Here is a 13,473-nt window from a genome sequence, read left to right as displayed (position 1 = left end):
CGCCATTCGCTTCATGGCTTGCCGACCACATGCTCGGCCGCGCGCTGACGTCGCGCCGCGAGTCGCCGGTAGATCATCGAGAACACCACCGGCACGAAGATCAGCGTCGCCAGCGTGCCGACCGCCAGGCCGCCGATCACCGCGCGTCCGAGCGGCGCATTCTGCTCGCCGCCTTCGCCGAGACCGATCGCCATCGGCACCATGCCGATCACCATGGCGAGTGCCGTCATCAGCACCGGACGAAACCGCGTGAAGCCCGCATCGACCGCCGCACGCGTCGCGTCGCCATGCTCGAGCAATTGTTCGCGCGCAAAGCTGATCACGAGAATCGAGTTGGCGGTGGCGATGCCGATACACATGATGGCGCCCGTCAGCGCCGGAATCGACAGCGTGGTGTGCGTGAGAAACAGCATCCACACGATGCCCGCGAGCGCGCCAGGCAGCGCCGTGATGATGATGAACGGATCGAGCCACGACTGGAAATTCACCACGATCAACAGATACACCAGCACGATCGCGAACACGAGACCGGCGAACAGACCCGAGAACGACTCGTTCATGGTCCGCACCTGGCCGCGGACTTCGAGGGTCGAGCTCCTGGGCAGATCGGCACGGGCGTCGTCGATGATCTGGCGGATGTCGTCGGAGACGCCGCCGAGATCGCGGCCATCGGCGGTGCCGAATATGTCGATGGTGGTCTGCGCGTTGTAGTGCGTGAGCACCGCGTTGCCGGCTTCGCGTTTCATGCTGGCGAGCGAGCCGAGGATATTGCTGCGGCCGTTTGCATTCAGCGGAATGTTCGCGAGCGACTGCAGCGAATCGATCGTGTATTGCGGCGCTTCCGTAATCACGTTGTAGCTGACGCCGTTGTGCGGATTGAGCCAGAACGTCGGCGTGGTTTGCTGGCTGCCGGACAGCGTGATCAGCAGATTGCTTGCGATATCGCGCTGCGAGAAGCCGGCTTGCTGCGCACGCGTGCGGTCCACGTCGATGAAGATACGCGGCAAGTCCGCGGGCTGCTGGATGCGTGCATCGACCAGACCTGGCACGCTGCGCAGACGGCTCAGCAACTTCGCGGCGAACGCGCGATTGCCGTCCACCTCGCGGCCGACGATCTGGATGTCGATCGGCGCCGGCATGCCGAAGTTGAGCGTTTGACTGACGATGTCCGCGGGCAGGAATGCGAACTGCACGCCTGGGAATTCGTCGGTGAGCGTGCGCCGTAGCGTGCGCACGTAGTCGGCGGTCGGATGATGATCGGGATTCAGCGTGATCAGCACGTCGGCATCCGAGGTGCCGATCGTGCCGGTATTGCTGTAAGAGAGGTTGATGCCCGACACCGGCAAGCCGATATTGTCGATGATCGAATGCAGTTCGCCCGCCGGTATCAACTGGCGAATCCGCATGTCGACGCGATCGGTCACCACCGCCGTTTCCTCGACACGCATGCCGGTTTTCGCGCGTAGATGCAGCGCGATCGTGCCTGCATCGACCGCCGGGAAAAAGTCGCGGCCAATGAACGGCAGCAGCACCATCGACGCGCCACAGCAGATCAGAAACAGCGTGACGAAAAGACCCGGCCGCGCGACGCGCGCTTCGAGGAACACGCGATAGCGCGCGCGCAGACGCGCAAAACCGCGCTCGAAAGCGTAGTGCACACGCATGAACGGGTTACGCGTTTGCGCCGGTGCGTGATGCAGGTCCGCCGGTTTGTGGTGATAACGCAGCAGGTATTTGGCGAGCGTCGGCACGAGCGTGCGCGAGAAGAAATACGAGGCGAGCATCGCGAACACCACCGCCTCGGCGAGCGGGATGAACAGATAGTGCGCGACGCCCGTCAGGAGGAACATCGGCACGAACACGATACAGATCGACAAGGTCGATACCAGCGTTGGCACGGCGATCTGATGCGCGCCATCGAGAATCGCCTGTTCGAGCGTCTTGCCCTGTTCCAGTTGATGGCTGATGTTTTCGATCGCCACCGTCGCATCGTCCACCAGAATACCGACCGCGAGCGCGAGCCCGCCGAGCGTCATGATGTTGATTGTTTGACCGAGAGCCGACAGCGCGATGATCGACGTGATCATCGACAGCGGAATCGACACGGCGATGATCAGCGTCGCGCGCCAATTGCCGAGGAACAGCAGAATCATCAGACCGGTCAGGCACGCGGCGATCAGCGCTTCGCGCAGCACGCCTTGCACCGAGGCGCGCACGAACAGCGACTGATCCGCCACGGGATCGATATTGAGCGACGGGGGTACGAGATTGCGCAGCGTCGGCATCATCTTCTTGATGCGGTCGACGATATCGAGCGTGGACGCGTTGCCGCTCTTGTTGATGGTGAGCAGCGACGCGCGCTGGCCGTTCACGCGCACGATATTGGTCTGCGGCTGGAAGCCGTCGCGCACATGGGCGACATCGCGGATGTACACGGTGCCGTTGGCCGTCGTGCGGATCGGGATGTTGTTCAGGCCGGCCAGCGAATCCGGGCTGCCGTTCATTTCCACCGAGTATTCAGTCGAGCCGATTTTCGCGGTGCCCGAAGGCAGAATCAGATTTTGCGCACTGACGGCGTTGACCACGTCGAGCGGCGAAAGATTGCGCTCCTGCAGCTTGCGCGAATCGATATCGACCATGATCTGCCGTTGCTTGCCGCCATAGGGAAGTGGCGCGGACGCACCCGGCACGGTGGCGAGCTGCGTCTTCAGGAAGTTGTTGCCGAAGTCGTACAGCTCCTGCTCGGTCAGTGACGCGGACGAAAGCGAGAGCCGCAGGATCGGCACGGTCGACGCGTTGTAGCGCAGGATAAATGGTGGCGTGATGCCAGGCGGCAGCGAGCGCAATTGCGCTTGCGACAGCGCGGTGACCTCGGCGAGGGCCTCGTCGATGTTCGCGTTCGGCTGAAAAAAGATCTTGATGACCGCGATGCCGTTCAGCGACGTCGATTCGGTGTGCTCGATATCGTTGACCGCCACCGACAGCCCGCGCTCGTAGTTGAGCACGATGCGCTTTTCCATCTCGTCGGCGGGCAGGCCGTTGTACGACCAGATCACCGAGAGCACCGGAATGTCGATGTTCGGGAAGATATCGGTCGGCGTGCGCAGGATGGTCAGCGGCCCGACGATCAGCAGGAGCAGGGCCAGCACGACGAACGTATAGGGGCGCCGCAGCGCGAGACGAACGATCCACATGATTAGCGCGGCTGATAAAAACCATCGACGTCGACACTGCGCGCGGGGTCGACGTCGCGAGCATGATGGGCGCGGCGTGCGCCGCTCTTATAGAGTGAATCGTCAAGACTGTGCACGTTTTTGATATCTCCCCCCAGCAGGGTTTATGATGGTCTCGTTACGACGCTTTACGCCAGATCATCGGTCGCGCGCACCGTAATTGGAATAGGGCGAAACGACGGTTGAACCGCTTTCTGTTCGCGCTTTCCAAAGCCCCGTAAAACGGGAACAATCACTCGAAGCTCTTTCGCGTATCACACGCAGCAGATTGGGTGCGTACGCAACGTTGGTGGCGAAGCGGCGCTTTTATCATCACCTTGACCGGCATGAAATCATAAAGCCGGCTATGGGAGAAACGGGGAAATATCATGCAAATCGGTTCCATTGTCCGGTCGGTGCATATCGCCGTGCCGCAAGGTGCGCGCGGAATCGTCATGCGTATTCTCGGCGACATGGCCATGGTGGCGTGGTATGCCGGTGAGCCCGGCGCTTCGCTGCAGCTGAACACTGAGCCTTTTTTCCTGGAAGACCTGATCGATACCGGCGAGATGGTTCGACCGTCGGGCGCGCAAATGCATTGAAAGCGTTTTGCGTTGCAAGCGTGTGCAGGTTGTAATCCGTGTCGTGAGCCGTTGCCCTCGTCTTTGACGGCAGCACAGCGCACAATGCGGGCATGAACGACGACACTCTCGACCCTCAGGACGGCGCGCACAGCGCCGTGCCTTTCGCCCGGCTCAAGCCGGAAATCGTGCTCGACGCGCTCGATAGTGTGCTCAGCACGATTGGCGTGCGCACCGACGGCCGCATGCTGCCACTCAACAGCTACGAAAATCGCGTGTATCAGGTGGGCGTCGAAGACGGTCCGCCTGTGGTCGCGAAGTTCTATCGTCCCGAGCGTTGGAGCGACACGGCGATTCTCGAAGAACATGCATTCGTTGCCGATCTCGCCGCACGCGAGATTCCGGCGGTGCCCGCACGCGTGTTGGAGGGCCGCACGCTGCATCGCTTCGACGGTTTCCGCTTCTCGATCTTCGAGCGTCGCGGCGGCCGCGCGCCGGACCTGGACCGGCGCGATACGCTCGAATGGCTTGGGCGTTTCATCGGCCGGATTCATGCGGTCGGGCAGACGCAGAACTACACCGAACGTCCCACGCTCGACATCCACACCTTCGGCTACGAGCCGCGCGACTTTCTGCTCGCTCACCGGTTCGTGCCCGATGATCTGCGCACCGCGTGGGAAACCGTGGTGAACCTGGCGCTCGAAGGCGTCGAGCGCGCGTTCGAGCGTGCCGGCGACATCCGCATGCTGCGCATGCATGGCGACTGCCATCCGAGCAATGTGTTGTGGACCGACGCGGGTCCGCATTTCGTCGACTTCGACGACAGCCGCATGGGTCCCGCCGTGCAGGATTTGTGGCTGTTGCTGCCGGGCGAGCGTGCCGAGGCGTCGCGAGCGTTGACCGATCTGCTCGCCGGCTACGAGGACTTCTGCGAGTTCGAACCGCGCGAGCTGTATCTGATCGAAGCGCTGCGCACGCTGCGGTTGATTCACTACCAGGCGTGGCTCGCGCGCCGCTGGAACGACCCGGCCTTTCCGGCGGCGTTTCCGTGGTTCAACACGCAGCGCTACTGGGAAGAGCGCATCCTCGAGATGCGTGAACAGATCGGCGCGATGCAGGAAGGACCGCTCTGGCCGGTCTGAGCCATTTGGCTTTGTCTTCGCCTTTGCTTTGCCTTGCCTTTGCCTTGCCTTTGACGGTGGCGGCGCGGCTTCGTCGCGAATGTCACGCGCGACGCACATGTCGCGCTGTCGGGCATCAACATGACCACATTGCCGAGAGGTTCGAACGGTGCATTGCGACTGCAAATCGACGAAGCGGTCCCGCCTGCGTTGCATCTTCCAACCAATCCGTGAAGCTCGCGAGCGATCCGGCTTGACCTTGATCAGCTGCTGCGTATTGAGGATTGAGCCAAAGCGCCAAATGTGTAATGATAGCCATTCTCAATTGAAGGGCATCGCCAGCCGTTTGTCACATTCCTCCTCCTCTGTGACTGCCAACCAGCCTCTCAGCCGGACGATCGGGACCGCAAGCCGCGTCGTTCGACTCCTTCCTTCCGATACTTTCTTCACCGCTGCCAGATGAGCGCGCATTGTCGCCGCGAGCCGGCGACGGACTAACCCGCTGCGCCTGGAGTCTGGATGTGAACGCCCCCGATTCGTTCGAACTGAAACCCGCTGCCGATGGCGGCACGCCCTACGCGGTTCACACGCCGCAGCGCGGTCATCACCCGATGAACGACGCCGAGCAGGCGGCGCGCCGCCAGCGTTCGCGACGCGCGAGTTTCATCAAGTGGCTGCGCAAGGTGCATGGCTGGGTCGGCTTGTGGGGCGCGGTACTTGGCCTGATGTTCGGCTTGACCGGCTTCCTTCTGAACCATCGTGGCGGTCCGCTGAAGGTGTCGACGGGCGAGCCGCACGTCGAGGAAATGCAGATTCCGGTGCCGCAGAAGCCGCTGCATTCGCCGACGGAGATGGCGAATTGGCTCAAAAGCGAGTTGCAAATCGACGGCAAGCCGGGGCGCGTCAGGCGCGAGCCGGCGCATCCGGTGGCATGGGGCGATCGCAGCACGATACAGCCGGAGTTCTGGCAGGTCGGCATCATGGGACCCACTCAGAGCGTGCAAGCGGAATACTGGGTTGGCAACGGTTTCGTCGCGGTGAAACGCACGCACAACTCGTTTCTCGCGACCATGAGCAATCTGCACAAGGGCGTGGGCTTGGGCGTCGGCTGGGTGCTATTGATCGACACGATTGCCGGCAGCATCATCCTGCTTTCGCTGACCGGTGTCCTGCTGTGGACCGAACTCAACAAGCGCCGCCTCGTGGGCGTCGTGCTGGTGGGCGGATCGGTGATCGCAGCCGTGGTTTGCGGGTTGATGTAAGCGGTGATTGACAGCAACGGCGCACGCCAGCAAGTAGCCATGCGCAACACGCAACACGCAACACGCAACACGCAACACGCAACACGCAACACGCAACACGCAACACGCAACACGCGCTACGCATGCCGCCCCTGCGTCAAACGCTACACTCCGTGCCGCCGGACGCGGCAATCTCCCGTGCCGCCTTCGCGCCTTCAACCTGAAGCAACGTCGGCAGCGAGACGCCGTTCTTGGCCGCCGTCACCTCGGCAAGAATAGAGACGGCGATCTCAGGCGGCGTCCGGCTGCCGATATAAATACCAACCGGCCCATGCAAACGGGCCAGTTCCGCGTCGTTCAGATCGAACTCTTTCAACCGCTCGCGCCGCGCGTGGTTGTTCCTTCGCGACCCCAACGCGCCGACATAAAACGCCGGCGTTTTCAGCGCTTCCATCAGCGCGAGATCGTCGAGCTTCGGATCGTGCGTCAGCGCGATCACCGCGCAGCGCTCGTCGAGCTTCATGTCGATCACGGTGTCGTCCGGCATCGTGCGCACGACCTTCGTGCCCGGGACGTCCCACTCCTCGGTGTACTCTTCGCGCGGATCACACACCGTCACCTGATAATCGAGCCCCACCGCAATGTTGCACAGATAGCGCGACAACTGCCCCGCGCCGATCACCAGCATCCGATAGCGCGGCCCGTGGATCGTCAACAGACGTTCACCGTCGAAATGCACGCCGTCGGTTGCCTGCGCGTTGTCGAGCCGCACCGCACCCGTGATCATGTCGACTTCCCGGGCCACGAGACGACCGTCTTCCACCGCGCGGCATAGCTCGGCAATGCCGCTTTGCGGCGTCAACGGCTCGAGCACCAGCTGGATCGTCCCGCCGCAAGGCAGACCGAAGCGATGCGCCTCCTCCGCCGTGATGCCGTACTTCACCGCTTCGGGACGCGTCTGCTCGATACCTTTTTGCCGCACACGGTCGATCAGATCGTCCTCGATGCAACCGCCCGATACCGAGCCGACCACAAGCCCGTCGTCGCGCACCGCGAGCATCGCGCCCTCGGGCCGCGGCGACGAACCCCACGTCTTCACCACCGTCACCAGTAGCGCGCGATGTCCTTCGTTCAGCCAGCGTGCGCTGGACTTCAGAACTTCGAGATCCACGCTTTCCATGATTTCTTCCTCTTCGGTGCGTCGCCGCCGGACTCGGCGTCCGCGGCGTCAGTCGATTCCGTGTTCGGCGGCGCGGCTTCGGTGGCGGCCGCTTCATCATCGTCCGCAGTCGTCGCGCCCTCGCCGTCGCCCTCACCCTCACCCTCACCGACTCCAGCGACCTGTGCGCCGAAACGCTTGAAGAATTCGCCGGCGATTTTGCGTGCCGCGCCATCGATCAGCCGCGAACCGATTTGCGCAAGCTTGCCGCCGACTTGCGCGCTCGCCGTGTAGGTCAGCTTCGTCGCGGTGTCGCCGTCCGGCTCGAGCGTGACACGCGCGCTGCCCTTGGCGAAACCCGCCGCGCCGCCTTGACCTTCGAACACGACGTTGTACGAGTTCGGCGCGTCGATGTCAGTCTGTTGCAGGCGGCCCTTGAAGCGCGCCTTGACCGGCCCGACTGCCGCGCTCAGCACGACCAGATACGCATGTTCGCCATCCGGTTCGATGCTTTCGCAGCCCGGGATGCAGGCGCGCAGAACGTCGGTGTCGTTCAGCGCATCCCACGTGCGTTGCTGCGCAAGCGGCAGCATTTGGGTTTCGGTCAATTCCATGAGGTTGCTCCCGCGGTTGTCTTGGACGCGAAGGTAGGACGAGGCGCACGCGTGAGTTGCACGAGCGCGCGGCCGAACGCTGCCAGACTGTCTAGATTATGAACCGGACGATGCGCGTCGACATACGGCAGGATCGCCTGCACGCCACGCGCCTTCGGAGAAAAGCCGCTGAAACGCAGCAGCGGATTGAGCCAGACGATGCGATGCGCGAAGCGGCGCAGGCGTGCCATCTCGGTGTCGAGCACGTCGATCGCTTCATGATCGAGGCCGTCGGTGACAAGCAGCACGGTTGCCCTGCCGGTCAGCACGCGTCGTGCCCAGCGGCGGTTGAATTCGGCGAGCGCCGCGCCGATGCGCGTGCCGCCCGACCAATCGACCACCTGATCGGCGAGCGTCGCGATCGCCACGTCGGGGTCGCGCTCGCGCAACGCGCGCGTCGCATTGGTGAGCCGGGTGCCGAACAGGAACACCTGCAGGCGTTCGCGCGACTGCAGCAGCGCGTGGCAGAAATACAGCACCGCACGCGAGTAGTTGCTCATCGAGCCGGAGATGTCGAGCAGCAATACGAGCGGCGGCTTGCGCTCGACCACCGCGCGATACTTCCACACTGTCCAGTCGCCACCCGCGCGCACCGCGTGCCGCGCGCTCGCGCGCAAGTCCGCATGCGTGCCGTGCGACGCGGCCTTCAGGCGGCGCGTCGGCTCGGTGGCGAGCGGCAGCCGCTGGCCGCGGATCAGATGACGCAGCGTGCGCCATTCGTCAGCGGATAACGTGTCGAAATCGCGATGACGCAGCCGCTCTTCGGCGCTGAAGGTGACGTGCGCGTGCAGTTCATGCCGTTCGGTCTCCTGCGGTGCGCGGCCAGGCGACGATGGCGGCACGCGGACGGCTAGCGCATCGGCGAGACGGTTGTTACGTTTGGGCGGTGGCAGTCCTTCGCGAACTTTCGGCAGCAGCAGCGCGCGCAGCTTGCCTTCCCAATCGGGGTCGCGCCAGAACAGCTCGAACGCGGCGTTGAACAGATCGCGTTCGTCGGGCGCGGATACCAGCAGGGCGGCGAGCGCGGAGCGGACGTCGTCGCGGCGGCCCAGATCGATCCAGTGCAGCGCGGCGAGCGCGTCGACCGCTTGTGCCGGCGACATCGGCAAGCCTGCGCCGCGCAGCACGCGCACGAAGTGGACGACATTGCGGGCGAGCGTGGCAGTGTTGTCGAGCGGCGCGGCGGGCGAGCTTGCGTGAGAACCTAGGCCCACGGCGTCGCGATCGCCCGTGTCGGTTTGGTTCGGCATGCTGATTATCCCGGTGCGGCGAGACACTGCGCGATCTGCGCGGCATCCACGCGCGCCAGATCGTCCTGATACTTGAGCAGCACGCCCAGCGTGTTCTGCACGGATTGCGGATCGAGCTCCGACACCGACAGCGCTTCCAACGCACGACACCAATCGATCGTTTCGGCGATGCCGGGCGCCTTGAACAGATCCATGCCGCGCAACCGATGCACGAAATCGACCGCACGCCGCTGCAGTTCGGCCGAAGTTCGCGGCGCACGCGCGGCCACAATCTCCAGTTCGCGATCGCGCTCGGGATAGCCGATCCATTGATACAGGCAGCGGCGCTTCAACGCGTCGTGCACTTCGCGCGTGCGGTTCGAAGTCATTACGACGAGCGGCGGCTGCGCCGCGCGCACGGTACCGTACTCGGGAATCGATACCTGGAAGTCCGACAGCAGCTCCAGCAGGAACGCTTCGAACGGCTCGTCGGCACGATCGATCTCGTCGATCAGCAGCACGCGCCGCGCGCCGGGATGGTTTTCATCGGGCATCAGTGCTTGCAACAGCGGACGCTTGAGCAGGAATTCACCGCGATACAAGGTGTCGTTGTCGGGGCGCTCGCCGGTGGCTTCTGCCAGACGCAGCGCCATGATCTGCCGCGGATAGTCCCACTCGTACAGCGCACTGGCGGTGTCGAGACCTTCGTAGCATTGCAGCCGCAACATCGTGGTACCGAGCATGCCCGCCGCGGCTTTGGCAAGTTCGGTCTTGCCGACACCCGGCTCGCCCTCGACAAACAACGGCCGCTCCATGCGTAACGCGAGATATAGCGCGGTCGCCAGTTCGCGGCTGGCGAAATAGCGTTGCGCGGCGAGTTGCGCGAGGGTGTCGTCGATTGAAGCTGGCTGCATGGCGGTCCTGAATCTGCGCGATCAAACGCGACGGCGGTGGAGTTCGACGCGGGCCGGCCGCGTCGAGTTGCTTTGCGCCGCGGTCAGGCCGGTGAGCGGACGCGGATGACGTGCCCACCCACGGGCACGTCGGCCGTCAATAGCAAGGATCACTAACCATTCGCCCGGGTCACCGCACGCGCCGCCAGCACCGGAATCAGATGCGCGCGGTACTCGGCGCTCGCGTGCATGTCGGTGTTCAGATCGTCGGCCAGCACGCTGACGGCGCGTGCGGCGTCCGGCGTGAAATTCGCCGACAGCGCGCTTTCGAGTTCGGGCACGCGAAATACCGACGACGCCGCGCCGGTCACCGCGACACGCACGCCGCTCGCGAACTTCGCGACGAACACGCCGACCAGTGCGAAGTGCGAGGCGGGATTGTCGAATTTCTCGTACGCTGCACGCTCGGGCACTGGAAACTCGACGGCGACGATCAACTCGTCGGGCGCCAACGCGGTCTCGTACATGCCGACGAAGAAATCGCTGGACGCTATGCGCCGCCGGTCGGTGACGATGGTCGCGTCCAACGCCAGGGTCGCCGCCGGATAGCAGGCGGCCGGGTCGTTGTTGGCGAGCGAGCCGCCGATCGTGCCGAGCGCGCGCACCTGGCGATCGCCGATGTGCGCAGCGAGCTCCGCGAGCCCCGGCAACACGCGCCGCAGTTGCGCGTGCTCCGCGACGTCGGCGTGACACACGGCCGCGCCGATCGTCACCGTTTGCGCGTCGACCTTGATCGACTTGAGCGCGGGAATCCGCGTCACGTCGATCAGTTGCGACGGCTGCGCGAGACGCAGTCGCATGGTGGGTAGCAGGCTCTGGCCACCGGCCAGAAACTTTGCTTCGCTGTCGGCGGTGAGGGCTGCGGCGGCCGCTTGCGGATCCGTCGCGCGTTGATACTCGAATGAATATGAATACATGTCGAATGCTCCGCTCAGGATCTCAATGGGGTTGCGCGGCCGCTTGAATCGCGGACCACACGCGATGCGGTGTCGCCGGCATTTGCAGATCGGTCACGCCGAGTGGCGCGAGCGCGTCGATGATCGCGTTGATCACCGCCGGTGGCGAGCCGATCGCGCCCGCTTCGCCGCAGCCTTTGACGCCGAGCGGATTGTGCGTGCACGGCGTGCCCTTCGCGGTTTCGACGCTGAAGTTCGGCAGGTCCGACGCACGCGGCATCGCGTAGTCCATGTATGAGCCGGACAGCAACTGGCCGCTTTCGGTGTCGTACACGCAGCGCTCCAGCATCGCCTGGCCGATGCCCTGCGCGAGTCCGCCATGCACCTGCCCTTCGACGATCATCGGATTGATCACGTTGCCGAAATCGTCGACCGCGGTGAACCGCTGGATACCGCACACGCCGGTCTCCGGATCGACCTCGATCTCGCAGATGTAGGCGCCGGACGGATAGGTGAAGTTGGTCGGATCGTAGAACGCGCTTTCTTCGAGACCCGGTTCGAGCTTGTCGAGTGGATAGTTGTGCGGCACATAAGCGGCCAGCGAGATGTCGGCGAACGCCTTGGTGCGGTCAGTGCCCGCGACGCGGAACACACCGTCCTTGAACTCGATGTCTTCCGCCGCCGCTTCGAGCAGATGCGCGGCGATTTTCTTGGCCTTGGCTTCGATCTTGTCGAGCGCCTTCATGATCGCCGTGCCGCCGACCGCGATCGAGCGCGAGCCATAGGTGCCCATGCCGAACGGAATCCGGCCAGTGTCGCCGTGGACGACCTCGACGCTTTCCAGCGCAATGCCGAGCCGGTCGGCGACGACTTGCGCGAAGGTGGTCTCGTGCCCCTGGCCGTGACTGTGCGAGCCCGTGAACACCGTGACCGAGCCGGTCGGATGCACGCGGATCTGACCCGTCTCGAAGAGACCGGCACGCGCACCCAACGCGCCCGCGATGTTCGAAGGCGCGAGGCCGCAGGCTTCGATGTAGCACGAGTAACCAAGACCGCGCCGTTTGCCGTTCTTTTCGGACTCCTGCCGACGTGCTTCGAAGCCTTTGACGTCCGCTAGTTCGAGCGAGCGCGCGAGGATCGCGTCGTAGTCGCCGGTGTCGTAGGTGAGGCCGACCGGCGTTGCGTACGGGAATTGGTGGATGAAATTGCGGCGGCGGATTTCCGCCGGATCGAGCTTCATCTCGCGCGCCGCGGTTTCGACGAGGCGCTCCACGACGTACGTCGCTTCGGGGCGGCCCGCGCCGCGATAGGCGTCCACCGGGACCGTGTTGGTGAAGACGGCTTTCACTTCCGCATAGATCGCGGGCGTCGCGTACTGCCCGGCGAGCAGCGTGGCGTACAGGATGGTCGGCACGCACGACGCGAACGTGGACAGATATGCGCCCATGTTGGCAATCGTGTGGACGCGCATCGCGAGGAATTTGCCGTCTGCGTCCAACGCCAGTTCGGCTTTGGTCACGTGATCGCGGCCGTGTGCATCGGAGACGAAGGCTTCCGAGCGTTCGGCAGTCCATTTGACCGGACGGCGGATTTTCTTCGAGGCCCACGTCAGCGCGACGTCTTCGGCGTACAGAAAGATCTTCGAGCCGAAGCCGCCGCCGACGTCCGGTGCAATCACGCGCAGCTTCGATTCTGGCAACGACAGCACGAACGCGGCCATCAACAGCCGCTCCACGTGCGGATTCTGATTCGCGACGTAGAGCGTGTAGCTGCCGTCCTGCGCCGAATAGCTCGCGTTGACCGCACGCGGTTCGATCGCGTTTGGAATCAGCCGGTTGTTGACGATGTCGAGCGTGGTGACGTGCGCGGCTTTGGCGAACGCGGCGTCAGTCGCGGCTTTGTCGCCGTGGCCCCAGTTGTAGCAGACGTTGCCCGGCACTTCGTCGTGAACCGCGGGCTGACCCGGGTCGGCCGCATGCGCGGTGTCGGCCACGGCCGGCAGCACATCGTAGTCGACGTCGATCAGTTCGGCAGCGTCTTTCGCGGCCTTGATCGAGTCGGCGATCACGAGAGCGACCTGATCGCCGACGTGCCGCACTTTCGTATGCGCGATGATCGGATGCGGCGGCTCGTTCATCGGCTTGCCGTCGGTGCTGTGGATCAGCCAGCCGCACGGCAGGCCACCGACATTTTCAGCGGCCATGTCCGCGCCGGTGAAGATCGCCACCACGCCGGGAGACTGCTTCGCCGCCGCGGTGTCGATGCTGTTGATCTTTGCGTGCGCATGCGGCGAGCGCAGGAACACTGCGTAGGTTTGCTGGGGCAGGACGATGTCGTCAGTGTATTGGCCGTTGCCGGTCAGAAACCGGTAGTCTTCCTTACGTTCGACGGAAGCGCCGATCAGGCCTTGAGTTTCGGGTGCGTTCAT

General features: G+C 64.0%; 10 protein-coding genes. 3 read left to right on the top strand and 7 right to left on the bottom strand.

Features of this window, described 5'->3' with window-relative positions:
- Positions 1-11: 11 nt before the first annotated feature.
- Complete coding sequence (locus tag BN2475_RS01045; protein ID WP_094777729.1) at positions 12-3,194, bottom strand: efflux RND transporter permease subunit; 3,183 nt, start codon at positions 3,192-3,194, stop codon at positions 12-14.
- A gap of 407 nt (positions 3,195-3,601) precedes the next feature.
- Between BN2475_RS01045 and BN2475_RS01040 the strand changes: the two genes are divergently transcribed.
- The 3 genes from BN2475_RS01040 to BN2475_RS01030 all read left to right on the top strand — a co-directional run bounded on the left by BN2475_RS01040 (position 3,602) and on the right by BN2475_RS01030 (position 6,176).
- Positions 3,602-3,814 carry a hypothetical protein gene (locus BN2475_RS01040; protein WP_094777728.1) on the top strand — a complete coding sequence of 71 codons (213 nt, stop codon included), beginning with the start codon at positions 3,602-3,604 and terminating at the stop codon, positions 3,812-3,814.
- A 92-nt stretch (positions 3,815-3,906) separates the two neighbouring features.
- A complete protein-coding gene (locus BN2475_RS01035; RefSeq protein WP_094777727.1) occupies positions 3,907-4,935 on the top strand; it encodes a serine/threonine protein kinase in 1,029 nt (342 codons plus the stop codon).
- 500 nt (positions 4,936-5,435) lie between these two features.
- Positions 5,436-6,176, top strand: a complete 741-nt coding sequence (locus tag BN2475_RS01030) for a PepSY-associated TM helix domain-containing protein (protein WP_094777726.1) — start codon at positions 5,436-5,438, stop codon at positions 6,174-6,176.
- Between the two features lie 136 nt (positions 6,177-6,312).
- Here the strand turns inward: BN2475_RS01030 and BN2475_RS01025 are convergent, their stop codons facing one another.
- The 6 genes from BN2475_RS01025 to BN2475_RS01000 form a co-directional block, all read right to left on the bottom strand.
- Positions 6,313-7,335, bottom strand: a complete 1,023-nt coding sequence (locus tag BN2475_RS01025) for an XdhC family protein (protein ID WP_094777725.1) — start codon at positions 7,333-7,335, stop codon at positions 6,313-6,315.
- On the bottom strand, positions 7,308-7,928 hold the full coding sequence (locus tag BN2475_RS01020) for an SRPBCC family protein (RefSeq protein WP_094777724.1): 621 nt from the start codon (positions 7,926-7,928) through the stop codon (positions 7,308-7,310). The genes BN2475_RS01025 and BN2475_RS01020 overlap by 28 nt, the downstream gene beginning before the upstream one ends.
- The gene (locus BN2475_RS01015) at positions 7,919-9,217 is read right to left on the bottom strand and encodes a vWA domain-containing protein (protein WP_245841116.1); all 1,299 of its coding nucleotides are present in this window, start codon (positions 9,215-9,217) and stop codon (positions 7,919-7,921) included. Before BN2475_RS01015 ends, BN2475_RS01020 begins: the two co-directional genes overlap by 10 nt.
- Positions 9,218-9,222: 5 nt before the next feature.
- Positions 9,223-10,110: an AAA family ATPase gene (locus BN2475_RS01010; protein WP_094777723.1), complete on the bottom strand. Its 888-nt coding sequence runs from the start codon at positions 10,108-10,110 to the stop codon at positions 9,223-9,225.
- Between the two features lie 152 nt (positions 10,111-10,262).
- A complete protein-coding gene (locus BN2475_RS01005) occupies positions 10,263-11,066 on the bottom strand; it encodes an FAD binding domain-containing protein (protein ID WP_094777722.1) in 804 nt (267 codons plus the stop codon).
- A 22-nt stretch (positions 11,067-11,088) separates the two neighbouring features.
- The gene (locus tag BN2475_RS01000; RefSeq protein ID WP_094777721.1) at positions 11,089-13,473 is read right to left on the bottom strand and encodes a xanthine dehydrogenase family protein molybdopterin-binding subunit; all 2,385 of its coding nucleotides are present in this window, start codon (positions 13,471-13,473) and stop codon (positions 11,089-11,091) included.

Source organism: Paraburkholderia ribeironis (assembly GCF_900019265.1).
Lineage (GTDB): Bacteria > Pseudomonadota > Gammaproteobacteria > Burkholderiales > Burkholderiaceae > Paraburkholderia > Paraburkholderia ribeironis.
The sequence above is the reverse complement of the archived record's forward strand: the minus strand, read 5'-3'. Positions and strand labels throughout refer to the sequence as shown.